Below are 25,864 nucleotides of genomic sequence, written 5' to 3'. Positions count from 1 at the left end.
TCTACCTCAGCTTCAGGGTGGCAAGGCCGATCAGCACCAGAATCACGGTGATGATCCAGAAACGGACGATCACGCGCGGCTCGGGCCAGCCCTTGAGTTCAAAGTGGTGGTGGATCGGCGCCATGCGGAATACGCGGCGGCCGGTCAATTTAAAGGAAGCAACCTGAATGACAACTGACAGGGTCTCCATCACGAACACACCGCCCATGATGAACAGGACGATTTCCTGGCGAACGATGACGGCAATGGTGCCCAGGGCCGCGCCCAGCGCCAACGCGCCGACGTCACCCATGAAGACTTGCGCCGGGTAGGTGTTGAACCAAAGGAAACCCAGGCCGGCACCGATCAGCGCGCCGCAGAACACGATCAGCTCGCCCGCGCCCGGTACATAAGGGATCAGCAGGTATTCGGCGAATTTCACGTTGCCCGACAGGTAGCAGAAGATCCCCAGCGCGCCGCCAACCATGACCGTCGGCATGATCGCCAGGCCGTCGAGGCCATCGGTGAGGTTGACCGCGTTGCTCGATCCAACGATGACCAGGTAGGTCAGCACGATGAAGCCAGCGCCCAGCGGGATGCTGTAGTCCTTGAGCATTGGCAGGATCAGGGTGGTTTCCACCGGCGAAGCGGCAGTCATATAAAGGAAGATCGCCGCGCCGAGGCCGAACACCGACTGCCAGAAATATTTCCAGCGGCTTGGCAGCCCACGGGAATTCTTCTCGATGACCTTGCGGTAGTCGTCTACCCAGCCGATGGCGCCGAAGAACAGGGTCACCAGCAACACGACCCAGACATAGCGGTTCGCCAGGTCGGCCCAGAGCAAGGTGCTGATGCCGATGGACGAGAGAATCAACGCGCCGCCCATGGTCGGGGTACCGGACTTGGACAGGTGCGATTGCGGACCGTCGTTGCGGACCGACTGGCCGATCTGCAGGTTCTGCAAGGTGCGGATCATCCACGGGCCCAGGAACAGCGACAACGACAGCGCGGTCAGCACACCCAGGATCCCGCGCAGGGTCAGGTACTGGAAGACCGCGAAGCCTTTGTGGAACTGTTGCAGGTACTCCGCTAGCAGCAGCAGCATTAATGTTTCTCCATACGGGTGCCGCACAAAGCCGCAACGATGTTTTCCATCGCCGCACTGCGTGAGCCCTTGATCAATAAGGTGGTGTTCGGGTCTTGCTCGGCACCCAGGGCCTGGATCAACTCGGCCTGGGTGGTGAAATGCTGTGCCTGCTCGCCAAACGCCGATACCGCATGGGCCATCATCGGGCCAACGGCGTACAACGCATCGACCTTGCCGCGGGCATACGCGCCGACATCATGGTGGCCTTGCTGCGCCCACTCACCCAATTCGCCGATATCGCCGAGCACCAGCACGGTGCGGCCGGAGAAACCGGCAAGGATGTCCACGGCCGCGCACATCGACGTCGGGTTAGCGTTGTAGGTGTCATCGATGACGCGCATGCCGTTGCTCGCCAGTTGGGCGACGGTGCGTCCCTTGACCGGTTGCACCGCGTTCAATCCCGCGGCGATGCCTGGCAACGAAACACCCAGGGCATGGGCGGCGGCGGCGGCGGCCAGGGCGTTGGCAACGTTATGGGTGCCGAGCAGGTTCAACTGCACGCGCTCGGCCCCGTCGGGGCTGTGGAGGTTGAAGGCCGGGCACCCGCGAGCATCGCGGTCCAGGTCGCTGGCGTAGAAGTTCGCGGCGAGGTTGCTCAAGGCAAAGGTCAGCACCTTGCGCTCGCCCGCCCGGGTTTTCCAGATTTCGAAGGCCTTGTCGTCGAGATTCAGCACGGCGACGCCATCGGCAGCCAACCCCTCGATGATCTCGCCCTTGGCCTCGACGATCTTTTCCGGGCCGCCGAACTCACCCACGTGGGCGGTCCCGGCGTTGTTGAGCACCGCCACGTGGGGCTTGGTCATGCCCACGGTGTAGGCAATCTCGCCGAGCCGCGAAGCACCGAGTTCAATGACGGCGGCGCTGTGCTCCGGCGCCAGCTCAAGCAGCGTCAGCGGTACACCGAGGTCGTTGTTCAGGTTGCCACGGGTCGCCAATACCGGGCCGCGCGTGCGCAGGATGCTGGCGAGCATTTCCTTGACCGTGGTCTTGCCGCTGGAGCCGGTGATGGCTGCGACCGGGTTGGTGAACGCCGCGCGATTCAACGCGCCGAGCTGGCCCAGGGCCTGGCGGGTGTCGCTGACCAGCAGTTGCGGCAGCGTGCTGTTGGTGACTTCGCGCTCGACCAACGCCGCGACCGCGCCTTTGCCAGCCACTTCGTTCAGATAATCGTGGCCGTCGAAACGCGGCCCGGCCAGGGCGACAAACAATTGGCCCGGCGCAATCGCCCGGCTGTCGATGCTGACGCCGTTGAACGTGGCGTCCGCCGCGATCAGGCGCGCATTCAGGGCGTTGGTCAGCTCGCTGAGTTTCAAGGCCTTAAGCATGGGCCACCTCCCATGCGGTCAGGGCGTGATCGGCTTCCACCAAGTCGGAGAACGCATGGCGTTCGCCGTTGATTTCCTGATAGTCCTCGTGGCCCTTGCCGGCCAGGACGATGACGTCATCCGCCGAAGCACTGGCAATCAATTGCGCAATGGCCTGGCCGCGTCCGGCCACGAAAGTGACGTTATCCTGCCCCGAGAAACCGGCGCGAATATCGTCGAAGATCCGCGAGGGGTCTTCGCTGCGCGGGTTATCGTCAGTGACGAGTACTCCATCGGCCAGCCGCTCCACGACTTGCGCCATCAGCGGACGTTTGCCACGGTCACGGTCGCCGCCACAGCCGAACAGGCACAGCAGCCGACCCTTGGCGTGAGGACGCAGCGCCGTGAGGACTTTCTCCAGCGCGTCTGGCGTATGGGCGTAATCGACCACCACCAGTGGCTGGGTGCCTCCGCCCAAGCGCTGCATGCGCCCGGCCGGGCCCTCGAGTTTTGGCAATACCTTGAGAATTTCATCCAGCGCGTAGTCCAGCCCGAGCAAGGCCCCGATGGCGGCCAATACATTGCTCAGGTTGAAGCGGCCCAGCAACGTGCTGCGCAGATGGTGTTCGCCCTGGGGCGTGACCAACGTGGCACGAACGCCTTCGTCGTCGAACTGTGCCTGGCGTACATAAAGGTAGGCGCCTGCATCTTCGAGGCTGTAGGTGATCAACCGCGACTCGCGACTCTCGGCGGCCAGCTGGCGGCCGAATTCGTCATCGACATTGATAACCCGGCATTTCAGGTTGTTCCAGGCAAACAGCTTGGCCTTGGCCTCGCCGTAGGCCTGCATCGTGCCGTGGTAGTCCAGGTGATCGCGCGACAGGTTGGTGAGCACGGCAACGTCGAAGGCCAACGCGGTGACGCGACCTTGATCGAGGCCATGGGAGGAAACCTCCATCGCGACGGCCTTGGCGCCAGCCTTCTTCAGGTCGGCCAGGGTCGCCTGCACGGCGATCGGGTTTGGCGTGGTGTGCAGCCCGCTTTTCAGCGCCCCGTGGAAACCGTTGCCCAGCGTCCCCACGATGCCACAATGCTGTCCGAGCAAGTCGAGCGCCTGTGCCACCAGTTGCGTCACGCTGGTCTTGCCGTTGGTGCCGGTCACGCCGATCAGGTTCAGGTGACGGCTCGGCTCGCCATAAAAACGCCCGGCGATATCCGACAACTGCGCCACCAGGCCCTTGACCGGAATCAGCGGGACATCGGTGATCGGCAGCACGGTCGCGCCGTTCACTTCATAGGCCACGGCAGCCGCACCGCGTTTCAAGGCATCAGCGATATGGTCGCGGCCATCAACACGGGCGCCCGGCACCGCCAGGAACAGGTCCCCGGCACGCACGTCGCGACTGTCCAGCGCCAGCTCGCGAATCAGCAGGTCATGACCGGCATGGGCAAAAATCTTGTTCAGGCTCAGGGACATCAGCCACGCCCTCCGTCGGCTTTCAAGGGAACGACCGGGGCGGTACTCGCCTGCTGGGTCGGCGGCAGATTATCCGGGGTAATGTTCATCAGGCGCAGGGTGCCGGACATCACTTTGCTGAACACCGGCGCAGAGACCAGGCCACCGAAGTAGCCTGCCTTGCTCGGTTCGTCGATAACCACCACGATGGCGTAGCGCGGGTCGCTCATCGGACCGAAGCCGGCGAACAGCGAACGGTAGGAATTCTCGGCATAGCCCTTGGTACCCACGGACGTCTTGCGCGCCGTACCCGACTTGCCGGCAACATGGTAGGCGGGCACTTGGGCACGATAGACACCACGCGGCGCCTCGATCACCTGTTGCAGCATGCCTTGCATCGTCTTGGCGACGTCTTCCGGAATCACTTGGGTGGTTTGCGGCGCCTTGTCGGTCTTGACCAGGGTCAGCGGTGCGATCCGCCCATTGTTGGCCAGCGCCGAGAAGGCGTGGACAAGCTGGATCGCCGTCACCGAAACACCATAGCCATAGGACAACGTGGCGGTTTCGGCCTTGCGCCATTCACGGTAGTTGGGCAGGTTGCCGACGCGCTCGCCCGGGAAGCCCAGGCCGGTGTCCTGGCCGAGGCCGATTTTCTGGGCCAGGCGATAGATCGCCTCGCCACCGATATCGAAGGCGATCTTGCTCATGCCCACGTTACTGGAATTGATCAGGATGCCGGTCAGGTCGAGCACCGGGCCTTCAGTCTTGGACACGTCGCGAATGGTGTATTTGCCGATCTGCAACGTCCCCGGATACACCTCGACGGTGTCACCCGGTTTCCAGCGCCCGGTTTCCAGGGCGGCGGCCATGGACACGGCCTTCATGGTCGAACCCGGCTCGAAGACGTCGATCATTGCGCGGTTACGCATCATCGCCGGTTGCAGGTTACGGCGGTTGTTCGGGTTGTAGGTCGGCTGGTTGACCATGGCGAGGATCTCGCCGGTCTTGACGTCCATGATCACCAGGCTGCCGGCCTTGGCGCCGTTCTCGACGATGGCATTGCGCAGCTCGCGGTTGGCCAGGTATTGCAGACGCAGGTCAATGGACAACGCCAAGGGCTTACCGGCCTTGGCGTTTTTAGTGACTTGGACATCCTTGATCAGCCTGCCGCGCCGATCCTTGATGACCTGGCGCTTGCCGGCAACCCCGGCCAGCCATTCGTCATAGGCCAGCTCGACACCTTCTCGGCCCCGGTCATCGATGTCGGTAAACCCGACCATGTGGGCGGTGACTTCTCCGGCCGGGTAGAAACGCCGGAACTCTTCGATGCCATAGACACCAGGTACTTTCAGGTCGAGCACACTCTGGCCTTGCTCGGGCGTCAACCCGCGCACCAGGTAGATGAATTCTTTATTGGCCTGGGCTTCAAGGCGCTCGGCCAAAGCCTTGGGATCCTGGCCGAGGGCGGCGGCCAACGCCGGCCACTTTTCCTTGGCCTGCTGCATTTCCTTGGCGTTGGCCCACAGAGTGGTCACCGGGGTGCTAACGGCCAGGGGTTCACCGTTGCGGTCAGTGATCAGGCCACGGTGGGCCGGGATCGGAATATGACGCACGCTGCGGGCATCGCCCTGCTCCTTGAGGAAGTCGCGGTCGACGACTTGCAGGTCGATGATGCGCCACGCGATCGCTGCGACCATGATCCCGAGCAAGCCCAGGACCAGACGGAACCGCCACGGGAAAAGTGCCCCTTCGAGCTTCATCATGGCGCCACCATCTGCACTTCGGCGGCGCCGGGGATGCGCATCTTCAATTGTTCGGTGGCCAATACCTCGATACGGCTATGGGCGGTCCAGGTGCTCTGCTCCAGGATCAGCCGGCCCCACTCAGCCTGCGCCTTGTCGCGCACGCTCAGTTCGTTATAAAGGGTGTTGAGCAACTGGCGGTTCCAGTGCGCGCTGTAAGACACGGCGATGGCCGAGACGAGCACGCCGATGAACAGCAGCAGCATGAAAAAGCTGCCGCCCGGCAGGGGCTTGGCGAAGAGCTTGCTCACCGCAGCTTCTCCGCGACACGCATGACAGCACTACGGGCACGCGGGTTGGCCTTGAGTTCGGCCTCGGAGGCGAACTGCGCTTTGCCATGGATCTTGATTTTCGGTACGAAAGCCTCGAAACGCACCGGCAGGTTGCGCGGCAGGTTGTCGGCTTCGCCTTTGGTGAGTTTGCGCATGAACAACTTGACGATGCGGTCTTCCAGGGAGTGGAAGCTGATCACCACCAACCGGCCACCGATCTCCAGCGCCTCAAGGGCGGCCTCGAGGCCAGCCTCAAGATCACCCAACTCATTATTGACATGGATACGCAGGCCCTGGAAGGCGCGAGTCGCTGGATTTTTGCCCTTCTCCCACGCAGGGTTGGCAACCTTCAGCACTTCGGCCAGGTCACCGGTGCGCTCGAATGGCTTGGTCTCGCGACGCTCGACCACGGCTCGCGCCATGCGGCCGGAAAAGCGTTCCTCGCCGTATTCCTTGAAGACACGGGCGATTTCTTCGACGGGCGCGGTGTTGACGAACTCAGCGGCACTGATGCCGCGGGACGGATCCATGCGCATGTCCAGCGGGCCGTCATTGAGGAAACTGAAGCCACGTTCCGGGTCGTCCAGTTGCGGCGAGGACACGCCGAGGTCCAGCAGCACGCCGCTGATCTTGCCAGCCAAACCACGCTGGGCAACTTCCGAACCCAACTCGGCAAAGCTGCGCTGCACAACGACAAAGCGGCCGTCTTCGGCCGCCAGCGCTTGCCCGGTGGCAATCGCTTGAGGATCCTTGTCGAACCCCAGCAACCGGCCATCAGGCCCCAACTGGCTGAGGATCAATCGGCTGTGCCCGCCACGCCCGAACGTGCCATCCAGATAGCACCCATCAGGACGTACGGCGAGAGCCTCGACGGCTTCGTCAAGCAGTACGGTGATGTGGTTAAAGCCGCTATCAATAGTCACAGGATCAAATCACGCAGTTCATCAGGCATGGCGCCCGGTTGTTGAATAGCAGCAAGGTCGGCGGCAGAAACCGCATTCCAGGCATCTTCGTCCCACAGTTGGAACTTGTTCAGCTGGCCCACCAGCATCGCGCGCTTGTCCAGCTTGGCGTATTCGCGCAGGCGCGGCGGGACCAGGAAACGACCACTGCCGTCGAGCTCAAGATCAACGGCATTACCGATCAACAAGCGCTGCAAACGACGGTTTTCTTCACGTAGCGAAGGCAGTGCGCGCAGTTTGGTTTCGATGATTTCCCACTCATCCAGCGGGTAGACGCACAAACATGGGTCAACGGCGTCGATCGTGACGATCAACTGCCCCGAACTTCGCGAAACGAGCTCGTCACGATACCGGCTGGGCATGGCGAGCCGGCCTTTTGCATCGAGACTGATTGCGTTAGCTCCGCGAAACACGTCAGCGTTTCTCCACTTTTTGGCGTTTTACCTTCAAAAAAACCCACTTCATGCCACTTTCCGCCACTTGCGCACACTATAGGAATGCGCCCACCGCACCGTCAAGGCGCGGAATGAAGGAAAAGCCTTATAGATCGGAGATTTAGGAGCGTTTCAGGAGGGGCAACAAGAATCTGACGTAGGAAATTTCGCTCCAACCTGAGGCAGTACAGGGGGCTGCGCGCACAAGTTAAAGTGATTTGTTAAGAGTAAGATTTTTTTGGTATTAGGAACTGCGTCTGCCAGCGATTCCGGCAGGGAGGGAAAAAGGTGGAGAGTCGATCTGTAAGCCGGGTTCTGTCTTGAACAGTCATTCGTCTACGATGGCCATCACTGGACATCTTTAGCAACCTACCCGGTCCCAGCGCGGGCCACGCCTTGGGACCCTATTTGGTCTTGCTCCAAGTGGGGTTTACCTAGCCACGAACTGTTGCCAGCCGTGCGGTGCGCTCTTACCGCACCTTTTCACCCTTACCGGCGCCGAAACGCTTAGGCGGTTATTTTCTGTGGCACTTTCCGTAGGCTCACGCCTCCCAGGCATTACCTGGCACTTCGCCCTATGGAGCCCGGACTTTCCTCCCCCCCCTAATTTTCATAGAGGGCAGCGACTGTCCGATCGACTCTCCGCCGCGAAGGTTAACGGTACAGCGCCTCAAGAACAAGCGCTAAAAGCCCGCAGCCAGCCGGGCATGGCGGTTTCATTGGTCCTTCTGCTTTTGCAGCGCGACCTGATACAGCACATTCTTGCGCTCGCCGGTGATCTGCGCGGCGAGGGCCGCCGCACGTTTCAATGGCATTTCCTCTAACAACAGATCCAGGACGCGCATCGCTTCGCCACTTACGGCGTCTTCGCTTTCCGGCGGCGTCCACCCGGCCACCAGTACAACGCATTCACCGCGCTGTTGGTTGCTGTCGCTTTCGACGAAACCTCGCAATTGCGCCAAGGGCAGCCCCTTGAGCGTCTCGAAGGTTTTCGTCAGCTCCCGCGCCAGCAACGCCTGGCGCTCGGGACCAAACACCAGCTCCATATCCTGGAGGCATTCAAGGATACGGTGCGGCGCTTCATAAAAGATCAATGTGCGCGGCTCTTCCTTTATAGCTTCCAGGCGCGCTCGTCGCCCCACCGCCTTGGCTGGCAGAAAGCCCTCGAAGATAAATCGATCCGACGGCAAGCCGGCCGCCGACAGCGCCGCGATCAACGCACACGCCCCGGGTACTGGCACCACATTGATGCCAGCAGCACGAGCCTGGCGCACCAGGTGATAACCCGGATCGGAAATCAGCGGCGTGCCGGCATCAGAAATCAGCGCCACGTTATCGCCCGCCAGCAGCCGGGTGATAAAACGACTGCCCTCGTCCCGCTCGTTATGTTCATGACACGCGGCCAGCGGCGTGGAAATGCCGAAATGCTGCAGCAAGCGCTGGGAGTGACGGGTATCTTCAGCGGCGATAAGGGCGACGTCCTTCAGGATCTTCAGCGCACGGGCGCTGATATCGTCCAGGTTGCCAATAGGCGTCGCCACCACGAAAAGCGAGCCAGCAGCGGAATTCGAAGCACCTGGAGCAGTCAAAACGCACACCTCATGAGGGTAAAAACCGCCATTGTAGCGTGTGCCGCCATTCTCGGCCGGTCACATTAGCAGTTGTGGCGAGGGAGCTTGCTCCCGCTCGGCTGCGCAGCAGCCGTAAAAATCTGACAGCCACATTCTGATGTACCGTGTTGAATGGTTTTGGGGCCGCTGCGCGGCCCAGCGGGAGCAAGCTCCCTCGCCACGGGGAATCGACACCCTCGGATTTATGCTGCGCCGCACTCTTTGAAATACCTAAATTGATCGATTCACACCACTAACATCGCGCCCCAGCCGCTGCTTGGGTACAATTCGACGCTAATTTGATCTCGTATCAGGAACACTTACATGATCGCTTGCCTGCGGCTGCTCTCCGCCCTCTGCCTCGCTGCCCTCCTGGCGGCTTGCGCCAGTTCGCCTTCGTCCAGCCTTGGCGAACTCCCACGGACCCCGGATGCCAGTATCGAGCAATTGCTCGAACAGGCCACTCAAAGCAAAAACCCGGAAAAAGCCGCCCTGCTGCGCCTGAGCGCTGCGGACCTGGCCTACCGCCAGGGCAATGCCGGCCAGTCCGCACAGATCCTGCAACAAGTGCCGCTGGAGCAACTCAAGCCCGGCCAGCAGATTTTCGCCAGCACGCTGTCAGCCGAACTGGCGATGACCCGCAACCAGCCCAAGGCAGCGCTGACGTCCCTGGGCCATCCAAGCCTGCAGCACCTGGGCGAAATGCCGGTGGAACAGCAAGTGCGCACCGGCACCGTGCGTGCTCGCGCCCTTGAAGCCGATGGCCAGACCCTGGCGGCCGCCAAGGAGCGGATCTTTATCGCGCCGTTGCTGGAAGGCGAAGCCGCGGCGAAAAACCACGAGGCGATCTGGTCGCTGATCGCTTCGCTGCCTACCGATCAACTGCAACCGACCACCACCGACGACCTCGGTGGCTGGTTGAGCCTGGCCAAGGCGGTGAAAACCGCCGGCACCCTGGAGCAACAACAGGCCGCCATCGACAGCTGGCGCGAACAAAACCCGAAACACCCAGCCGCGCTTCAACTGCCGACGCCACTCGTCAAGCTCAAGGAGCTGGCAAGCCAGCCGCTGAGCAAGATCGCCTTGCTGCTGCCGCAGAACGGCCCGCTGGCCTCGGTTGCCAAAGCCCTGCGCGAAGGGTTCATGGCTGCGCACTACCAGGCCCAACAGGCCGGACAGAAGCCGCCAAGCATTCAGGTCTATGACAGCGCCAGCCTGACTTCCATGGACGAGTTCTACCGCAAGGCCCAGGCCGACGGCGTACAACTGGTGGTCGGCCCGCTGGAAAAACCACTGGTCAAGCAGATCAGCCTTCGCCCGCAATTGCCGATTACCACCCTGGCATTGAACTACAGCGAGGGCGAACAGGGCCCACCCCAACTCTTCCAGTTCGGCTTGGCCCCGGAAGATGAAGCCCGCGAAGTATCCCGTCGTGCTCGCGCCGACGGCCTGCATCGCGCCGCCGCCATGGTGCCGAAAGGCGAATGGGGCGATCGGGTATTGAAAGCCTTCAGCCAGGACTGGCAGGCCAATGGCGGCACCATCGTTGCGATCGAGCGTGTCGACCAGCCTGTGCAACTGGCCCAGCAGATCGCCGACATGTTCCAGTTGCGCCAGAGCGAAGGTCGCGCCAAGAGCCTGCAAAGCACGGTGGGCACCGCAGTAGCGGCCCAGCCTTCGCGTCGCCAGGACATCGAGTTCATTTTCCTGGCATCGACTCCGCAGCAGGCCCAGCAGATCAAGCCGACCCTGAACTTCCAGTACGCCGGCGACGTGCCGGTCTATGCGACGTCTTCGGTATTCAGCGTCAGCGGCGACCAGAACCAGTACAACGACATGAATGGCGTGCGTTTCTGTGAAACGCCATGGCTGCTCGACGCTAACGACCCACTGCGTCAGCAGGTCACTGCACAATGGCCGCAGGCCGGTGGCAGCCTGGGCCGACTGTATGCGATGGGTGCCGACGCCTATCGCCTCGCTCCACGCCTGGGCCAGCTCAAGGCACTTCCGGACAGCCGCATCGAAGGCCTGTCAGGCAGCCTGGCGATCTCGCCAACCCAACGCGTGCAACGTCAATTGCCGTGGGCCCAGTTCATCAATGGCCAGGTGCAGCGCCTGCCGGACACCCAGCGCTGATGCTTGACCGATCACACTTGCAAAGCGGAAAGGATGCCGAGGGCCAAGCCCTCGCGCATCTGCAACAACAAGGTCTGCGCCTGCTGGCACAGAACTGGTTGTGTAAACGCGGCGAGCTGGATCTGGTCATGCTTGACGGCGATACAGTAGTATTCGTCGAAGTCCGCTACAGAAAAAATACCCAATGGGGCGGCGCGATCGAGAGCATCGACGAGCGCAAGCGCCAGAAACTGATTTTCGCCGCGCAGTACTTTCTGCAACGCGAGTCTCGCTGGGCCGATTACCCCTGCCGCTTCGACGTGGTCGCCATCGACAGCAACGCCGACCAGTTGAACTGGCTGCAGAACGCCTTCGACAGTTGAACGCCCAGCCTGGCCGGACACCTTCATTCAACTTTTTTGCTCTTTGCTTTGCGCGCCGCACATGCTTGTGCCGATAAGTCGCGCTACTTAAGGTCACACAGATGGACATGCAATCGCGAATCCGCCAGCTTTTTCAGGCCAGTATCGACACCAAGCAACAGGCGATGGACGTACTTGCACCACACATCGAGCAAGCCAGCCAAGTGATGGTCAACGCCTTGCTCAACGAAGGCAAGATGCTCTCGTGTGGCAACGGCGGTTCGGCCGGCGATGCCCAGCACTTCTCATCGGAGCTGCTCAACCGCTTCGAACGCGAACGCCCGAGCCTGCCGGCCATCGCATTGACGACCGACAGCTCGACGATCACCTCGATCGCCAACGATTACAGCTACAACGAAGTGTTCTCCAAGCAGATCCGCGCCCTCGGCCAACCCGGCGATGTGCTTCTGGCGATTTCCACCAGCGGTAACTCGGCCAATATTATTCAAGCGATCCAGGCCGCACATGATCGCGAAATGATTGTCGTAGCATTGACCGGTCGCGACGGCGGCGGCATGGCATCCTTGCTCTTGCCCGAAGACGTCGAGATTCGCGTACCGGCCAATGTCACCGCACGTATTCAGGAAGTCCACCTGCTGGCGATCCATTGCCTTTGCGACTTGATCGACAGCCAACTGTTCGGGAGTGAAGAATGACCCCTAATCGCCTAGGCCTTCTGGCCCTGACCCTGTGCCTCGGCATCAGCGGCTGCACATCGGTGGTTAACGCCAGCCGGGAAAAGCCGATCGAAGATGACCGCGGCACCCGCACCTTCGGCAGCAAGATCGATGACTCCCTGATCGAAACCAAAGTCGGCGTGAACATCGCCAAGGCCGACCCGGACCTGGACAACAATTCGCACATCGTCGTCACCAGCTTCAACGGCGTCGTGCTGCTGGCCGGCCAGACGCCACGGGCCGACCTCAAGGCCAAGGCCGAGCAGGAGGCCAGCGCCGTGCAGCGGGTCAAGACCGTGCATAACGAATTGCAGGTCTTGCAGCCCTCTTCCCTGCTGGCGCGCCAGAACGATGCCTGGCTGACGACCAAGATCAAGACGCAGATGCTGACCGACGCCAGCATTCCAGGGTCGCGCATCAAGGTCGTGACCGAGAACGGGATTGTCTATCTGCTGGGGCTGCTGACCAAGCAGGAGGCTGCGCAGGCGACCAATTTGGTTCAGGGTGTCTCTGGGGTACAAAAGATTGTGAAGTTGTTTGAGTACATCGACTGATATAAATGCTCGCACAAGAACGGCGCTTTTCCTGGAAAGGAAAGCGCCGTTTTTTTATGCGTCGTTGGGGGGGGTGGGGTCAGCGCGCCCGCTCGCTCTCGCTCTCGCTCTTGCTCTTGCCGTTGCTTTTGCTTTGGACTTTGATCTTCGACGCCCCGTTAACCACGATGGCCGAACGCAGGCCTTGCGCAGTGGGCATCCCGGCATGGATGCCGGGATAGCCGCGCTGGGCCAGGGACGGCCCTTCGCGGCGGGCCCACGGAGCAAGGCCGGAGTGAGGGAACACCTCGCCTGGGCGAGGTGCCGAGTGGTGGGGCAAAGCCTTTTTGGTTACTTTTTTGGCGTCTGAAAAAAGTGACCCGCCGTAAGGGCGGAACCATAAGCAGCCGTTACCAAAGAAACGGATACACACACCACACTCAACCAAAAAAACGCCCGCATCTCGCGACACGGGCACTCTTCTCAACTAGCCGGCAAACTGCTAAACCCGCCAGCTATTTCACCACCTTCAAGCTCGGACGCCCACTAGGCCGCGGCGGTTCGTCATCGGGTGGCGGCATATCATCATCCGCCTCGAACTCTTCTTCGCCATCCAACGGCACTTCCAACTCGAACACCATGCCCTGCCCGTTCTCCCGAGCATAAATCCCCAGGATCGAAGCAATCGGCACATAAAGCGTATGCGGTACCCCGCCAAAACGCCCTTCGAAGCTGACCGCATCATTATCCATGTGCAGATGACGCACAGCGGCCGGCGATACGTTCAATACAATCTGCCCGTCGTTGGCAAAACCCTGCGGCACCTGGACCGAGGGATACTCGGCATTGACCAGCATGTGCGGGGTGCAATCGTTGTCCACAATCCACTCATAGAGCGCGCGGACCAAATAAGGTCGACTGGAGTTCATAGCGGCTCCCTAAGCCTTAGCGCATGTCACGTTCGGCAGCAGACAGACTCGCCTGGAAAGCCTCACGCGCAAATTGGCGCTCCATATAATCAAGCAGCGGCTTGGCGGGCCGCGGCAGTTCGATACCCAGGATCGGCAAACGCCAGAGTATGGGCAATAGGCAGCAATCCACCAGACTTTGTTCCTCACTGAGGAAAAACGGCTTGTCGACAAACAGCGGCGACACGCCCGTCAGGCTTTCGCGCAGTTCTTTACGCGCCACGACCCGTGCCGGTTCCTTGGTTCGCTGATCCAGGATCAGATCCACCAACCCGCACCAGTCACGCTGGATGCGATGGATGAGCAAGCGACTGTTGGCACGCGCGACGGGGTATACCGGCAGCAAAGGCGGATGCGGATAACGCTCATCCAGGTATTCCATCACCACGGTCGACTCCCACAAGGCCAGGTCACGATCGACCAGCGTTGGCAGGCTGCCGTAAGGGTTTACCTCGATCAGCTTCGGCGGCTGACGTCCCGCTTCAACGTAGATGATCTCGGCGCTGACACCCTTCTCGGCCAGTACGATGCGTACCCGGTGGGAATAGTGGTCGGCGGGGTCGGAGTAACAGGCCAACCGATTGGTCACGCCCATGGCGATCCTCCTCGCTTGTTGAAATTATCGAAAAACGGAAAAACGAGCGCGCCCAGAGGACGTCTCCCGTAACCACCTGGCCGACCAGGCTCGTTACACCTTCAGAGACGCCCTTGGGCGCGCACGATTAACAGCAACGGCTTACAGCTTTATCAATGCACGTCTTTCCAGTATTCACGCTTGAGCAGATAAGCGAATACGAAGAAGAACGCCAGGTACAGCAATACATACGTACCGATGCGCTGATGCTCCAGCTTCACCGGGTTGGCCGAGTAGGCCAGGAAGGTCACCAGGTTCTTGACCTTCTCATCAAACTGCTCAGGCGTCAGAGTGCCAGAGTTTGGCACGATGGTCAGCTGGTCGCAGGCCTCATGAGTCAAAGCCGTGCCGGTCAGCGGATCATATTGCTTCTTGCCGTCCTCGACGATCTGGACCTGCTTGCAGCCTACCACTTGGCGACCTTGCAAGCCGACCAGTACGTTCGGCATCCCGACGTTCGGGAAGACCTTGTTGTTCCAACCCAATGGGCGCGCAGGATCTTCGTAGAACGAGCGCAGGTAGCCGTAGAGCCAATCGGTACCCCGCACGCGGGCCACCAGGGTCAAGTCCGGCGGCGCGGCGCCAAACCATGACTTGGCGTCCGCAGGCTGCATGCCGATATTCATGTGATCGCCCAGCTTGGCGCCAGTGAACACAAGCTTTTCGAGCATCAGCTCGTGGGGGATGCCCAAGTCATCGGCCACGCGCTCGTAACGCTGGAATTTGGCGCTGTGGCAGCCCATGCAATAGTTGGCGAACGTACGAGCGCCGTCCTGCATGGCCGCCTTGTCGGAAACGTCGATGTCGACTTTTTCCAATTCCGGACCACCGTGTTCAGCCGCAAAGGACAGTGCTGGCATGGCAGCAAGAATCAGTACAGCAAATAGTTTTTTCATCAGCCAGTCACCCTTTCCGGAACCGGTTTGGTCTTCTCGAGCCTGGTGTAGAAAGGCATCAGAATGAAGTAGGCGAAGTACAGGAATGTGCAGACCTGCGACAGCAGCGTCCGGCCCGGTGTCGGCGCCAGTACGCCCAGCACGCCCAGGATCACGAACGAAATGCAGAACACCCAGAGCCAGATCTTGCTCAGCCAGCCTTTGTAACGCATCGACTTGACGGGGCTGCGGTCCAGCCACGGCAGGACGAACAGCACGGCAATGGCGGCGCCCATGGCGATGACGCCCAGCAGCTTGTCAGGAACAGCCCGCAAAATTGCGTAGAACGGCGTGAAGTACCAGACCGGAGCAATGTGCTCGGGGGTCTTGAAGGCGTTGGCCTGTTCGAAGTTCGGCTTCTCGAGGAAGTAACCGCCCATTTCCGGGAAGAAGAACACGATGGAGCAGAAGATGAACAGGAAGACCACCACGCCGACGATGTCTTTCACGGTGTAGTACGGGTGGAAGGCGATGCCATCCAGCGGTACGCCGTTTTCGTCCTTGTGCTTCTTGATGTCCACGCCGTCCGGGTTGTTCGAGCCCACTTCGTGCAGCGCCAGGATGTGCAGCACTACCAGGCCGAGGATCACGATCGGCAGGGCAACCACATGCAAAGCGAAGAAGCGGTTCAAGGTGATGCCCGAGATCAGGTAGTCACCGCGGATCCACTGGGTCAGGTCATCGCCGATGACCGGGATCGCACCGAACAGCGAGATGATCACCTGGGCACCCCAGTAGGACATCTGGCCCCACGGCAGCAGGTAGCCCATGAAGGCTTCAGCCATCAGCGCCAGGTAGATCAGCATGCCGAAGACCCACACCAGTTCGCGCGGCTTCTGGTATGAACCGTAAAGCAGGCCACGGAACATATGCAGGTAAACGACGATAAAGAACGCCGAAGCGCCGGTGGAGTGCAGCAGGCGCAGGATCGAGCCGTACTCGACGTCGCGCATGATGTATTCAACGGAGGCGAACGCCTCTTCTGCCGAGGGGGTGTAGCTCATCGTCAGCCAGACGCCGGTGACGATCTGGTTGACCAGGACGAGCAACGCCAAGGAGCCAAAGAAGTAGAAGAAGTTGAAGTTCTTCGGAGCGTAATACTTGCTGAGATGGTCTTCCCACATTTTGGTCGCGGGAAAGCGCGCATCAAACCAGTCCATTAATTTGCTCATCACGCTTTCTCCGTATCGACGCCAACGACAATGATGTCGTCCGACTCATAGGAATGCGGGGGAACTGGCAGGTTCAGGGGTGCGGGCTGCGATTTGTAGACGCGACCGGCCAGGTCATAGTGGGAGCCGTGGCATGGGCAGAAATAACCACCGACCCAGTCTTTACCCAGGTCGGCAGGGGCCACTTCGGGACGGAACGTTGGCGAGCAACCCAGGTGCGTGCAGATCCCGATCAGCAGCAGGACTTCCGGCTTGATCGAGCGCGTTTCAGGGTTGACGTATTCCGGTTGGACCGAGTTCTTGGAGGAGGGATCGGAGAGCTGGCCCTCGATCTTTTTCAGATTCCCCAGGATTTCCTCTGTACGGCGGACGATGAACACCGGCTGACCGCGCCATTCAGCAATCATCTGCTGGCCTGGCTCGATCTTGCTGACATTCACTTTCACCGGTGCACCTGCGGCTTTCGCCTTGGCGCTGGGAAACCATGACCCCACGAACGGGACCGCAGCCCCCACCGCTCCTGCAGCACCCACCACGGATGTGGCTGCTACCAGGAAGCGACGCCGGCCTGCATTCACGCCGTCATTGCTCATTCAGTCCTCTCCCATCAGCTTTGTGGCCTGTTAAATCAGGCGTCTACTAAGTAAAAATCTGAACTTATAAAAATTTTGCCGAATGGTAATGAAAACCCCCAATTCTGACAAGGTAATTACCAAGCGGCTAAACCGCCAAGCCTTGTAGTATAGGGGCTCTACGAATGTGGCAAGTTGTCACAGAGCATTTATTTCGCACATAAAAAAACGCCCAGCTCCGTGAGGAACTGGGCGCCTTTTGAACGCGGAAGCGAAATTAACGCTTCGAGTACTGCGGACGCTTACGCGCTTTACGCAGACCGACTTTCTTACGTTCAACTTCGCGAGCATCGCGAGTTACGAAGCCAGCTTTACGCAGGGCGCTGCGCAGAGTTTCGTCGTAATCCATCAGGGCGCGAGTGATGCCGTGGCGGATTGCGCCAGCCTGGCCACTTACACCACCACCGATAACGGTGACGTAGATGTCGAATTTTTCGACGGTCTCGGTCAGTTCCAGCGGCTGACGAACTACCATGCGGGCAGTTTCGCGGCCGAAGAAGTTATCCAGGGAGCGGTTGTTGATGGAGATGTTACCAGTGCCCGGACGCAGGAAAACGCGTGCGGTTGCAGTCTTGCGACGGCCAGTGCCGTAATTTTGAGTCGCCGACATAATGAACTATTCCGTTAAAACTTCAGTTCTTGGGGCTGCTGAGCAGTATGAGGGTGAGCAGCGCCCGCATAAACCTTCAGCTTACGATACATGTCGCGACCCAGCGGGTTCTTAGGCAGCATGCCTTTAACCGCGGTCTCGATCACGCGCTCAGGGGCTTTGGCGATCAGCTTTTCAAAGTTGATCGACTTGATGCCGCCAGGAAAACCGGAGTGGGAGTAGTACATTTTGTCAGTGGTTTTAGCGCCAGTAACACGTACTTGCTCGGCGTTGATTACGACGATGTAGTCGCCGGTGTCAACGTGAGGGGTGTACTCAGGCTTGTGCTTGCCACGCAGACGGCTCGCGATTTCGGTGGCCAGACGACCCAGGGTCTGACCAGCAGCGTCGACGACAAACCAGTCGCGCTTTACTGTTTCCGGTTTAGCAGTAAAAGTTTTCATTCTTTATAGCCTCAGGGGCCGCCCTGTAAATTAGACGGCGGATCTTACTGAATAGTGCGTACTTTGACAAGTCAAAGGCAGCCGGATACAGACGCTTTCGGGGGCTCGGGTCGGCGCGTCCGTTCAACGGCAAGATTCTTCGGCGGCGGCGCATCACTTCCACTGCAGAAAGAGGTGCGCAATTATGCAGATTGCGAAAAATATTTCAACCTGCTTTTATGATTGTTTTGCCCAAGGAGTCCCCAATGGACTATCGCAAGCTAGGCCGTACCGATCTGAATGTCAGCGCCCTGTGCCTCGGCACCATGACCTGGGGTGAGCAGAACAGCGAGGCCGAGGCGTTCGCCCAAATCGAACGCGCCAAGGGTGCCGGCATCAATTTCATCGACACTGCCGAAATGTACCCCGTGCCGCCCAAGGCCGACACCTACGCGACTACCGAGCGCTACATCGGCAACTACTTCAAGAGCCGTGGCGACCGCGCCGACTGGATCCTGGCGAGCAAGATCGCCGGCCCAGGCAACACCATCGACTACATTCGCGACAAGAACCTCAAGCACAACCGCCGCCACATCGTCGAAGCACTGGACGCCAGCCTCAAGCGCCTGCAGACCGACTGGATCGACCTTTACCAACTCCACTGGCCGGAACGCAGCACCAATTTCTTTGGCCAACTGGGCTACACCCACAAGGCCGACGAAGACTTCACGCCCCTGGAGGAAACCCTCGAAGCCCTCGACGAGCAGGTCCGGGCCGGCAAGATCCGCCACATCGGCCTGTCCAACGAGACGCCGTGGGGCACCATGAAATTCCTCGCTTTGGCCGAGGCCCGTGGCTGGTCGCGCGCCGTGTCGATCCAGAACCCGTACAACCTGCTCAACCGCAGCTTTGAAATCGGCCTGGCCGAGGTTGCCATCCGCGAACAGTGCGGCCTGCTCGCTTATTCACCGCTGGCGTTCGGCTTCCTGTCGGGGAAATATGAAAACGGCGCGCGCCCCGCCAAAGGCCGCCTGACGCTGTACAGCCGCTTCATGCGCTACTTCAATCCGCAGTCGGAAGCCGCGTGCAGCCGCTATGTGGCCCTGGCCCGTGAGCACGGCCTGGACCCGGCGCAGATGGCGCTGGCGTTCGTCACCCAACAGCCATTCGTCACCAGCAACATCATCGGCGCCACCACGCTGGAGCAACTGGACAGCAACATCGCCAGCTTCGACTTGAAGCTGTCGGATGAAGTGCTGGCGGGGATCGAGGCGATTCACAAGGATCAGCCGAACCCGGCGCCTTGATTGACTCACAGGCCCAATCGCGAGCAGGCTCGCTCCCACACTGGCTTTAAGTTCGACCGCTAGATCGCGAGCGACACAAACACCTGTGGGAGCGAGCCTGCTCGCGATAGCGGACTCAAGGCCACCCCCTTATCAAAGCGACCGCGCAATGATCTCCTTCATGATTTCATTGGTCCCGGCATAGATCCGCTGCACTCGCGCATCCGCCCATGCCCGGGCAACCGGGTATTCCCACATGAAACCGTAACCGCCATGCAGCTGTACGCATTCGTCCAGCACTTTGCATTGCAGATCGGTGCCCCAGTACTTGGCCATCGCCGCCGTCGGCACGTCGAGCTTGCCTTGCAGGTGAAGCTCCAGGCAACGGTCGACAAAGACCCGGCCAATCTGGATTTCGGTGGCCATTTCGGCGAGTTTGAAGCGGGTGTTCTGAAAGTCGGCAATGGACTTGCCGAATGCCTTGCGGTCGCGGGTGTAGTCCAGTGTCCATTGCAGCGCCGCTTCGGCCGAGGCGAGGCCACCAATGGCGACGGTCAGGCGCTCCTGCGGCAGTTCCTGCATCAGGTAGGCGAACCCCATACCCGCCTGCCCCAACAGGTTCTCCTTCGGCACCCGCACGTCCTGGAAGAATAATTCGGACGTGTCCTGGGCTTTCATTCCGACTTTTTCCAGGCGCTTGCCTTTCTCGAAGCCGGGCGTCCCCGCTTCCACCAGGAACAGGCTGGTGCCCTTGGCGCCAGCCTTCGGGTCGGTCTTGGCGACGACGATGACCAGGTCCGCAAGGAAGCCGTTGGTGATGAATGTCTTGGAGCCGTTGATGACATATTCATCGCCGTCCAACACCGCGGTGGTCTTCACCCCTTGCAAGTCGGAGCCCGCGCCCGGCTCGGTCATGGCAATGGCGGTAACCATTTCGCCGGATACCAGTTTCGGCAGATATTTATGCTTCAACGCCTCGCTGCCGTAATGAAGGATGTACGGCGCAACGATATCGGAGTGCAACGAGAAACCGATCCCGGTCAGCCCCAGGCGACCGATTTCCTCGATCACCACCGCGCTGTAGAGAAAATCCGCTTCCAGCCCACCGTAGGCCTCCGGAAGGTGCGAGCACAACATCCCCGCCTCCCCTGCCTTGTTCCAGAGTTCACGATCGATATGCCCCTGTTTTTCCCACTGGCTGTGGTACGGCACGGCTTCTTTTTCTAGGAAAGTTCGTACGCTGTCGCGAAACAATTCGTGCTCGGGACTGAACAGGGTTCTGGGGATCATGGCGCACCTTTGGTTATTGTTGGATGGCTTATCCGACAGAGCCTAAGCCTGCCGCGCACAACGGGACACTGGACACTTGCGCCAAAAAATAAGACGATCCAGCCGTTAGATGACCACTATCCCCTATAAAAATAAAGATGAATTATGTCCATGCACGTCTCCACGCCCTTGCGGCGCGTCAGCATCCTGGCCATCGACCGGGTTTTCGCTTCCACCCTCATGCAAGCCAAGGATTTTTTCCACCTGGCCAGCCTGCGCTATGGCAAACAATTGGGCCACGGCCTGACGCCGGCGTTTGAAACCCGCCTGGTCAGCCCCGATGGCCAACCGGTGAACAGCTTCAGCGATGTGATCATGCCGGTGGACGGCGGCCTGGAAAACACCGACGTCATCATCCTGCCGGCCTTCTGGGATGATTTCGCAACCCTCAGCCAACGTTACCCACAAGTCCTGCCGTGGCTGCGCGAACAACACGCGCGCGGCGCGGTGCTCTGCGGCGAAGCCACCGGGGTCTTCTGGCTGGCCGAGGCTGGGCTTCTCGACGGTAAGGAGGCCACCACTTATTGGCGCTTTTTCAATGCCTTCAAGGAACGTTTCCCCCAGGTCCACTTGAACCAGGACAAGCATTTGACCGACGCGGACAATCTGTTTTGCGCAGGTGGCACCACGTCGGCATGTGATCTGTATATCTATTTGATTGAGCGCTTCTGCGGCGCCAACGTCGCCCAAGCCGTGGCGCGGGACATTCTCTATGAAGTGCAACGAAGCTATTCACCAGGACGGATCGGCTTCGGCGGGCAGAAGCTGCATCAGGATGTGATTATCCTGCAGATCCAGCAGTGGCTCGAAGAGCACTTCGCCGACAAGTTCCGCTTCGAGGACGTCGCCCGCGAGCACGGCATGAGCATCCGCAATTTCATGCGTCGCTTCCAGACCGCCACGGGCGACAAGCCCCTGCATTACCTGCAACGGTTGCGGATCGAAACCGCCAAGGGCCTGCTGTCCGGTAGTCGAAAGAGCATCAAGACCATCAGTTATGAAGTGGGTTACGACGACGCGAGCTTTTTTGCGCGACTGTTCCGGCAACACACCGACCTGTCGCCGAACCAGTATCGGCAGCAGTTTCAGCAGGCGGCGTAGGCCAAGTACCGGGCAAAAATCCATTGTGGGAGCGAGCTTGCTCGCGATGGCGGTGGATCAGCAGCATGGATGTTGACTCACACATCGCCATCGCGAGCAAGCTCGCTCCCACAGGGGTTAAGTGGGGAACCAGCAAATAAAAAGGCCTGCAATCGCAGGCCTTTTTTGATTTTCCGATCACTTAAGGCTTATGCGCCCGCGACAGGAATTCGTGGGACTGCATCTCCAGCAAGCGACTCAGGGTCCGCTGGAACTCGAACGTCAGGCGCCCGCCCGTGTACAGGTCCTTGAGTTCGACTTCGGCCGAGATGATCAGCTTCACGTTGCGGTCGTAGAACTCGTCAACCATGTTGATGAAACGCCGAGCGATGTCATCAGTGGTGACGCTCATCTGCTCGACGCCGCTGAGCAACACAGCGTGGAAGATCTTGCCCAGCTCGATGTAATCGTTCTGGCTGCGAGGGCCGTCGCACAATTCGCGGAAGTCGAACCAGGCCACGTCGTCACAGGTGCGGATGGCGCGGATTTCGCGATTCTCGATGATCAGCACATCGTTCTCGACCGCCTGGGTGCATTCCGGCGTGAGGGCGCGGAAGCTCTTGCGCAGGCTCTCTTCGGCGGCGGCATCCAGCGGGAAATGGAACAGCTCCGCTTGCTCGAGGTGACGCAGGCGATAGTCCACGCCGCTGTCGACGTTGACGACTTCGGTGTGTTCTTTGATCAGCTTGATGGCCGGCAGGAAACGCGCCCGTTGCAGGCCGTCCTTGTAGAGGCCATCGGGCACGATGTTCGAGGTGGCGACCAGGGTTACGCCGTTCTTGAACAGCTCCTCCATCAGCGTGCCCAGGATCATGGCATCGGTGATGTCGGAGACGAAGAATTCATCGAAGCAGATCACCCGGGTTTCGGCGGCGAAGCGCTTGGCGATGATGGTCAGCGGGTTCTTTTCGCCGCCCAGGGTTTTCATTTCTTCGTGCACGCGCTTCATGAAGCGGTGGAAGTGCGTCCGCGTCTTTTCCTTGAACGGCAGCGCTTCGAAGAAGGTGTCCACCAGGTAAGTCTTGCCACGGCCGACGCCGCCCCAGAAATACAGGCCCTTGACCGGCGCCTGGTCTTTCTTGCCGAACAGTTTGCCCAACAAGCCCGGCTTGTTGTTCGACGCGGCGATCAGGTCGTCGTACAGGCGCTGCAAGTGCCGCACGGCCGTTTCCTGGGCTGCGTCGTGAAAGAATTCCGGGCGTTTCAGATCAGCTTGATATCGTTCTAGGGGCGTCATATTCGTTAGCAAGGCAACAAAAACGGGCCGTCACTGTAGCGATGGCCCAGAAGAATGGCAATCGGCCCTTATTCGGGCCGATGGTCGGGTGACGTCTTCGCTTAGTCCTGGGCAGGCGTCAGTGCCACGCGCAACGCGTCGATGGCCGCATCCCGAGCGGCGCTGTCAGCAAACGCCGGGCTCTGGGCCACGCATGCACCGTCGAGCCAGACACCGAAACCCAAGTCGTCACTGCGTACGTCCAAGGGTTGGCCGGACTGCAACTGCTTGGTCACCTGCCCCGCTGTCTTGCCGTCGGCAAAGTTGTTGGAGAGCAACAGTTGCTCGCCATCGGCGGAAAGCAGGCGGAAGCGGAAACTCCCGTCCTCGTCGCGGAAGCTGACGAAGCGCGCTGCCTTGGCTGCTTTCTTTTTGGTCTGGGTCGCCACTTGGACCTGGCTGACGAAGGAGCGCAGGCCGACGGCCTCCCGCAGCTCGTTGAGGAACGGTGTCGCCACGGCCCGGGCCTTGCTCGCGCCCAGTTGCAGGATGTCTTCGAGGTCCGATGGGCGCTCGATGAACTGGTGATAACGCTCGCGCGCTTCGCCCAGCTCGCTGTCGAGCAACTGGAACAGACGATTCTTGGCTTCGCCCCAACCCAGGCCCTGCAGCAGTTCGCTACGGAACTCGGCGGACTGTTCGGCAGTGGCGAACGCTTGGAACAAGGTGAACAAATGCGAGTTGTCCGGATCCTTGGCTTCGCCTGGCGCGCGGGAGTCAGTGACGATCCGCGAGATCGCATCCTTCATGTCCTTGGCGCTGCTGAACAACGGGATGGTGTTGTCATAGCTCTTGGACATCTTGCGGCCATCGAGCCCCGGCAACGTGGCGACGCTTTCCTCGATCAGTGCCTCGGGCATGGTGAAGAACTCCCTGCCCTTGCCGAACAGGTGGTTGAAGCGCTGGCCGATGTCGCGGGCCATTTCCACGTGCTGGATCTGGTCGCGACCGACCGGCACCTTGTGGGCGTTGAACATCAGGATGTCAGCCGCCATCAACACCGGGTAGCTGTACAGCCCCATGGTGATGCCGGCGTCCGGGTCTTCGCCGGCCTCGACGTTCTTGTCCACCGACGCCTTATAGGCGTGGGCACGGTTAAGCAGGCCCTTGGCGGCGACGCAGGTCAGCAGCCAGGTCAGCTCCGGAATTTCGGGAATGTCAGACTGGCGATAAAACGTCACGCGGTCCACATCCAGGCCACCGGCCAGCCAGGTGGCGGCGATTTCCAGGCGCGAGCGCTGGATGCGCATCGGGTCATCGCACTTGATCAGGGCGTGATAGTCAGCCAGGAAGTAGAACGAATCGGCATTGCTGTCGCGGCTGGCGAGGATCGCCGGACGGATGGCGCCGGCATAGTTGCCCAGATGCGGGGTGCCAGTAGTGGTGATGCCAGTCAGGATACGGGTACGCGTCGTCATGGATTATCGCTTGTCAGACTGCTGTCAATTCGAGAGGCGCGGCAAGAGCAGATCCTTGAGATCGGTCAGCTTGCCATGGAAAAAGTGTCCGCATTCTGCCACTTTCAGCAGCTCATGGGGGCGTTCGAGCGCCTCGGACCAGGTGTAAACCAGTTGCGGATCCACCACTTCGTCGGTTTCCGGCTGGATCACGGTCAACTCTCCCCCCTTCGGCAAAGGCGATTGCTCGTTCAGGCGCATCACCGCGGGGGCAACCATGAACAGGTGCTTGAGGGATTGACCCTGGGCTTCCAGGCGCCCGCCGAGGGTCGCGGCAACGAAGCCGCCGAAAGAGAAACCGAACAGGGTCAGCGGCAGGCCGGGGTGTTTTTCCAGCAGCCAGGCGGCTGCGGCCTGGGCGTCATCCACTTCGCCGGTACCCATGTCATGACTGCCGGCACTGGCGCCGACGCCACGGTAATTGAAACGCAACGTAACCAGGCCGGCATCCCGAGCGGTGCGTTGCAGGGTCGACACCACTTTGTTGAGCATGGTCCCGCCCTGTACCGGGTTCGGGTGGCAGATCAGCGCCAGGCCGCGGGGAGCCTCGCTGTCCAGGTACAAGGCTTCCAGTTGGCCCACCGGGCCATCGATGACTACAGGGGTTTCGCGCATAAGCAAGGAAAGAACTCCGTGACCCCGAATAGGGTCGACTCGTCTAGCTAAAAGTCTGTGCCTGGCATGATTGCGATGTTCTTCGCGGTATACAGCGCAGGTCCGAGCCGTTAACGTAAAGCAAAGCCGTTTATAGAGGAAGGACTCGTGGAACACTCGCTCTTAGTTTGGCTGTTGCCGACTCTTGCCCTGGTTGCCGGTGTCGCCATTGGTTTCCTGATTGCCCGCCTGCTGCCCAACGCGGTGCCCAACAGCACCCAACGTCAGCTGGACGACATCCAGGAACGTTTCGACAGTTATCAGAATGAAGTGGTCACTCACTTCAACAGCACCGCCTCCCTGGTGAAAAAACTCACCCAGAGCTACCAGGAAGTCCAGGATCATCTGTCCGAGGGCGCCAACCGCCTGGCCCTTGACGAACAGACCCGCCAGCGCCTGCTCGCCGCCCTGCAAGCCGATGCAACGCAGAGCCCACGGGAACGCCTGACCCCACCGAAAGGGATCCAGGAACCGCCACGGGACTACGCCCCAAAGGCCCCGAATTCGCCCGGGATGCTCGATGAGCATTACGGTTTGAAGAAGTAATTTCCAAGCGACACCAAAAAGCCCGCCCGATCACAGATCGGGCGGGCTTTTTTTGGGTTCTATCTCCTCACTGCCATTTGATTCCCCTGT

Annotated in this window: 27 protein-coding genes and 1 other RNA gene; 7 read left to right on the top strand and 21 right to left on the bottom strand. The window is 60.2% G+C overall.

Annotated features, from left to right (window positions below; genetic code table 11):
• Position 1 precedes the first annotated feature (1 nt).
• From mraY to rsmI, 9 genes are all read right to left on the bottom strand, one after another.
• Complete coding sequence (gene mraY / locus J3Q04_RS04935; protein WP_053124966.1) at positions 2-1,084, bottom strand: phospho-N-acetylmuramoyl-pentapeptide-transferase; 1,083 nt, start codon at positions 1,082-1,084, stop codon at positions 2-4.
• Positions 1,084-2,451, bottom strand: coding sequence for a UDP-N-acetylmuramoyl-tripeptide--D-alanyl-D-alanine ligase (locus J3Q04_RS04930; protein ID WP_434607649.1), 1,368 nt, complete (start codon positions 2,449-2,451; stop codon positions 1,084-1,086). Before J3Q04_RS04930 ends, mraY begins: the two co-directional genes overlap by 1 nt.
• On the bottom strand, positions 2,444-3,907 hold the full coding sequence (locus J3Q04_RS04925) for a UDP-N-acetylmuramoyl-L-alanyl-D-glutamate--2,6-diaminopimelate ligase (RefSeq protein WP_434607651.1): 1,464 nt from the start codon (positions 3,905-3,907) through the stop codon (positions 2,444-2,446). Before J3Q04_RS04925 ends, J3Q04_RS04930 begins: the two co-directional genes overlap by 8 nt.
• A complete protein-coding gene (locus tag J3Q04_RS04920) occupies positions 3,907-5,646 on the bottom strand; it encodes a peptidoglycan D,D-transpeptidase FtsI family protein (protein ID WP_420765650.1) in 1,740 nt (579 codons plus the stop codon). The genes J3Q04_RS04925 and J3Q04_RS04920 overlap by 1 nt, the downstream gene beginning before the upstream one ends.
• On the bottom strand, positions 5,646-5,939 hold the full coding sequence (ftsL, locus tag J3Q04_RS04915; protein ID WP_003178214.1) for a cell division protein FtsL: 294 nt from the start codon (positions 5,937-5,939) through the stop codon (positions 5,646-5,648). Before ftsL ends, J3Q04_RS04920 begins: the two co-directional genes overlap by 1 nt.
• Positions 5,936-6,883, bottom strand: a complete 948-nt coding sequence (gene rsmH, locus J3Q04_RS04910) for a 16S rRNA (cytosine(1402)-N(4))-methyltransferase RsmH (RefSeq protein ID WP_420765428.1) — start codon at positions 6,881-6,883, stop codon at positions 5,936-5,938. The genes ftsL and rsmH overlap by 4 nt, the downstream gene beginning before the upstream one ends.
• A complete protein-coding gene (mraZ, locus tag J3Q04_RS04905; RefSeq protein WP_003205355.1) occupies positions 6,880-7,335 on the bottom strand; it encodes a division/cell wall cluster transcriptional repressor MraZ in 456 nt (151 codons plus the stop codon). The genes rsmH and mraZ overlap by 4 nt, the downstream gene beginning before the upstream one ends.
• A 309-nt stretch (positions 7,336-7,644) precedes the next feature.
• An RNA gene (gene rnpB / locus J3Q04_RS04900) (RNase P RNA component class A) lies at positions 7,645-7,998 on the bottom strand.
• A gap of 74 nt (positions 7,999-8,072) precedes the next feature.
• Positions 8,073-8,945, bottom strand: coding sequence for a 16S rRNA (cytidine(1402)-2'-O)-methyltransferase (gene rsmI / locus J3Q04_RS04895; RefSeq protein WP_420765429.1), 873 nt, complete (start codon positions 8,943-8,945; stop codon positions 8,073-8,075).
• A gap of 345 nt (positions 8,946-9,290) precedes the next feature.
• On the opposite strand from rsmI, the gene J3Q04_RS04890 reads away from it, so the two are divergent.
• The 4 genes from J3Q04_RS04890 to J3Q04_RS04875 all read left to right on the top strand — a co-directional run bounded on the left by J3Q04_RS04890 (position 9,291) and on the right by J3Q04_RS04875 (position 12,734).
• Positions 9,291-11,102, top strand: coding sequence for a penicillin-binding protein activator (locus J3Q04_RS04890; RefSeq protein WP_434560529.1), 1,812 nt, complete (start codon positions 9,291-9,293; stop codon positions 11,100-11,102).
• On the top strand, positions 11,102-11,464 hold the full coding sequence (locus J3Q04_RS04885; protein WP_420765431.1) for a YraN family protein: 363 nt from the start codon (positions 11,102-11,104) through the stop codon (positions 11,462-11,464). Before J3Q04_RS04890 ends, J3Q04_RS04885 begins: the two co-directional genes overlap by 1 nt.
• Before the next feature lie 101 nt (positions 11,465-11,565).
• A complete protein-coding gene (locus tag J3Q04_RS04880; protein WP_007928463.1) occupies positions 11,566-12,159 on the top strand; it encodes a phosphoheptose isomerase in 594 nt (197 codons plus the stop codon).
• Positions 12,156-12,734, top strand: coding sequence for a BON domain-containing protein (locus J3Q04_RS04875; protein ID WP_030139689.1), 579 nt, complete (start codon positions 12,156-12,158; stop codon positions 12,732-12,734). Before J3Q04_RS04880 ends, J3Q04_RS04875 begins: the two co-directional genes overlap by 4 nt.
• A gap of 79 nt (positions 12,735-12,813) precedes the next feature.
• Here J3Q04_RS04875 and J3Q04_RS04870 read toward each other — a convergent pair whose 3' ends face one another.
• The 8 genes from J3Q04_RS04870 to rplM all read right to left on the bottom strand — a co-directional run bounded on the left by J3Q04_RS04870 (position 12,814) and on the right by rplM (position 18,107).
• Positions 12,814-13,020, bottom strand: a complete 207-nt coding sequence (locus tag J3Q04_RS04870; RefSeq protein ID WP_434611702.1) for a nucleoid-structuring protein H-NS — start codon at positions 13,018-13,020, stop codon at positions 12,814-12,816.
• Between the two features lie 208 nt (positions 13,021-13,228).
• On the bottom strand, positions 13,229-13,642 hold the full coding sequence (locus tag J3Q04_RS04865) for a ClpXP protease specificity-enhancing factor (RefSeq protein ID WP_039591562.1): 414 nt from the start codon (positions 13,640-13,642) through the stop codon (positions 13,229-13,231).
• 16 nt (positions 13,643-13,658) lie between these two features.
• Entirely contained in the window at positions 13,659-14,276 is a 618-nt protein-coding gene (locus tag J3Q04_RS04860) for a glutathione S-transferase N-terminal domain-containing protein (RefSeq protein WP_420765432.1), read from the bottom strand.
• 152 nt (positions 14,277-14,428) lie between these two features.
• Positions 14,429-15,211: a cytochrome c1 gene (locus tag J3Q04_RS04855; RefSeq protein WP_420765433.1), complete on the bottom strand. Its 783-nt coding sequence runs from the start codon at positions 15,209-15,211 to the stop codon at positions 14,429-14,431.
• Positions 15,211-16,422, bottom strand: coding sequence for a cytochrome b (locus tag J3Q04_RS04850; protein ID WP_305496655.1), 1,212 nt, complete (start codon positions 16,420-16,422; stop codon positions 15,211-15,213). Before J3Q04_RS04850 ends, J3Q04_RS04855 begins: the two co-directional genes overlap by 1 nt.
• On the bottom strand, positions 16,422-17,015 hold the full coding sequence (gene petA, locus J3Q04_RS04845; protein WP_305496657.1) for a ubiquinol-cytochrome c reductase iron-sulfur subunit: 594 nt from the start codon (positions 17,013-17,015) through the stop codon (positions 16,422-16,424). The genes J3Q04_RS04850 and petA overlap by 1 nt, the downstream gene beginning before the upstream one ends.
• 256 nt (positions 17,016-17,271) lie before the next feature.
• A complete protein-coding gene (gene rpsI / locus J3Q04_RS04840; protein WP_003228056.1) occupies positions 17,272-17,664 on the bottom strand; it encodes a 30S ribosomal protein S9 in 393 nt (130 codons plus the stop codon).
• Between the two features lie 14 nt (positions 17,665-17,678).
• The gene (gene rplM, locus J3Q04_RS04835; RefSeq protein ID WP_003205365.1) at positions 17,679-18,107 is read right to left on the bottom strand and encodes a 50S ribosomal protein L13; all 429 of its coding nucleotides are present in this window, start codon (positions 18,105-18,107) and stop codon (positions 17,679-17,681) included.
• A 245-nt stretch (positions 18,108-18,352) separates the two neighbouring features.
• On the opposite strand from rplM, the gene J3Q04_RS04830 reads away from it, so the two are divergent.
• Positions 18,353-19,393: an NADP(H)-dependent aldo-keto reductase gene (locus tag J3Q04_RS04830; RefSeq protein WP_434607656.1), complete on the top strand. Its 1,041-nt coding sequence runs from the start codon at positions 18,353-18,355 to the stop codon at positions 19,391-19,393.
• Between the two features lie 132 nt (positions 19,394-19,525).
• Here J3Q04_RS04830 and J3Q04_RS04825 read toward each other — a convergent pair whose 3' ends face one another.
• Entirely contained in the window at positions 19,526-20,662 is a 1,137-nt protein-coding gene (locus tag J3Q04_RS04825; protein ID WP_434560533.1) for an acyl-CoA dehydrogenase family protein, read from the bottom strand.
• A 243-nt stretch (positions 20,663-20,905) separates the two neighbouring features.
• Here J3Q04_RS04825 and J3Q04_RS04820 point away from each other — a divergent pair, with 243 nt between their 5' ends.
• Complete coding sequence (locus tag J3Q04_RS04820; protein ID WP_420765651.1) at positions 20,906-21,802, top strand: GlxA family transcriptional regulator; 897 nt, start codon at positions 20,906-20,908, stop codon at positions 21,800-21,802.
• A 181-nt stretch (positions 21,803-21,983) separates the two neighbouring features.
• Here J3Q04_RS04820 and zapE read toward each other — a convergent pair whose 3' ends face one another.
• From zapE to J3Q04_RS04805, 3 genes are all read right to left on the bottom strand, one after another.
• Entirely contained in the window at positions 21,984-23,078 is a 1,095-nt protein-coding gene (zapE, locus tag J3Q04_RS04815) for a cell division protein ZapE (RefSeq protein ID WP_420765436.1), read from the bottom strand.
• A 101-nt stretch (positions 23,079-23,179) separates the two neighbouring features.
• Entirely contained in the window at positions 23,180-24,535 is a 1,356-nt protein-coding gene (locus J3Q04_RS04810) for a tryptophan--tRNA ligase (RefSeq protein ID WP_434607659.1), read from the bottom strand.
• Between the two features lie 24 nt (positions 24,536-24,559).
• Positions 24,560-25,189, bottom strand: coding sequence for an alpha/beta hydrolase (locus J3Q04_RS04805; RefSeq protein ID WP_434564148.1), 630 nt, complete (start codon positions 25,187-25,189; stop codon positions 24,560-24,562).
• 147 nt (positions 25,190-25,336) lie between these two features.
• Between J3Q04_RS04805 and J3Q04_RS04800 the strand changes: the two genes are divergently transcribed.
• Entirely contained in the window at positions 25,337-25,774 is a 438-nt protein-coding gene (locus tag J3Q04_RS04800; RefSeq protein ID WP_420765439.1) for a YhcB family protein, read from the top strand.
• Positions 25,775-25,864: the final 90 nt, after the last annotated feature.

Source organism: Pseudomonas sp. D4-21 (assembly GCF_051132125.1).
GTDB lineage: Bacteria > Pseudomonadota > Gammaproteobacteria > Pseudomonadales > Pseudomonadaceae > Aquipseudomonas.
Note: the sequence above shows the minus strand (reverse complement) of the source record. Positions and strands in the feature narration are given on the sequence as shown.

Coding starts and splice junctions, on each gene's coding strand:
- J3Q04_RS04880 (WP_007928463.1), top strand. CDS start 11,566: ATGGACATGCAATCGCGAATCCGCCAGCTTTTTCAGGCCAGTATCGAC.
- J3Q04_RS04930 (WP_434607649.1), bottom strand. CDS start 2,451: ATGCTTAAGGCCTTGAAACTCAGCGAGCTGACCAACGCCCTGAATGCG.
- J3Q04_RS04855 (WP_420765433.1), bottom strand. CDS start 15,211: ATGAAAAAACTATTTGCTGTACTGATTCTTGCTGCCATGCCAGCACTG.
- petA (WP_305496657.1), bottom strand. CDS start 17,015: ATGAGCAATGACGGCGTGAATGCAGGCCGGCGTCGCTTCCTGGTAGCA.
- J3Q04_RS04885 (WP_420765431.1), top strand. CDS start 11,102: ATGCTTGACCGATCACACTTGCAAAGCGGAAAGGATGCCGAGGGCCAA.
- J3Q04_RS04875 (WP_030139689.1), top strand. CDS start 12,156: ATGACCCCTAATCGCCTAGGCCTTCTGGCCCTGACCCTGTGCCTCGGC.
- rpsI (WP_003228056.1), bottom strand. CDS start 17,664: ATGTCGGCGACTCAAAATTACGGCACTGGCCGTCGCAAGACTGCAACC.
- J3Q04_RS04925 (WP_434607651.1), bottom strand. CDS start 3,907: ATGTCCCTGAGCCTGAACAAGATTTTTGCCCATGCCGGTCATGACCTG.
- zapE (WP_420765436.1), bottom strand. CDS start 23,078: ATGACGCCCCTAGAACGATATCAAGCTGATCTGAAACGCCCGGAATTC.
- J3Q04_RS04890 (WP_434560529.1), top strand. CDS start 9,291: ATGATCGCTTGCCTGCGGCTGCTCTCCGCCCTCTGCCTCGCTGCCCTC.
- J3Q04_RS04920 (WP_420765650.1), bottom strand. CDS start 5,646: ATGAAGCTCGAAGGGGCACTTTTCCCGTGGCGGTTCCGTCTGGTCCTG.
- J3Q04_RS04810 (WP_434607659.1), bottom strand. CDS start 24,535: ATGACGACGCGTACCCGTATCCTGACTGGCATCACCACTACTGGCACC.
- J3Q04_RS04850 (WP_305496655.1), bottom strand. CDS start 16,422: ATGAGCAAATTAATGGACTGGTTTGATGCGCGCTTTCCCGCGACCAAA.
- J3Q04_RS04860 (WP_420765432.1), bottom strand. CDS start 14,276: ATGGGCGTGACCAATCGGTTGGCCTGTTACTCCGACCCCGCCGACCAC.
- J3Q04_RS04805 (WP_434564148.1), bottom strand. CDS start 25,189: ATGCGCGAAACCCCTGTAGTCATCGATGGCCCGGTGGGCCAACTGGAA.
- J3Q04_RS04865 (WP_039591562.1), bottom strand. CDS start 13,642: ATGAACTCCAGTCGACCTTATTTGGTCCGCGCGCTCTATGAGTGGATT.
- rplM (WP_003205365.1), bottom strand. CDS start 18,107: ATGAAAACTTTTACTGCTAAACCGGAAACAGTAAAGCGCGACTGGTTT.
- J3Q04_RS04825 (WP_434560533.1), bottom strand. CDS start 20,662: ATGATCCCCAGAACCCTGTTCAGTCCCGAGCACGAATTGTTTCGCGAC.
- mraY (WP_053124966.1), bottom strand. CDS start 1,084: ATGCTGCTGCTGCTAGCGGAGTACCTGCAACAGTTCCACAAAGGCTTC.
- J3Q04_RS04830 (WP_434607656.1), top strand. CDS start 18,353: ATGGACTATCGCAAGCTAGGCCGTACCGATCTGAATGTCAGCGCCCTG.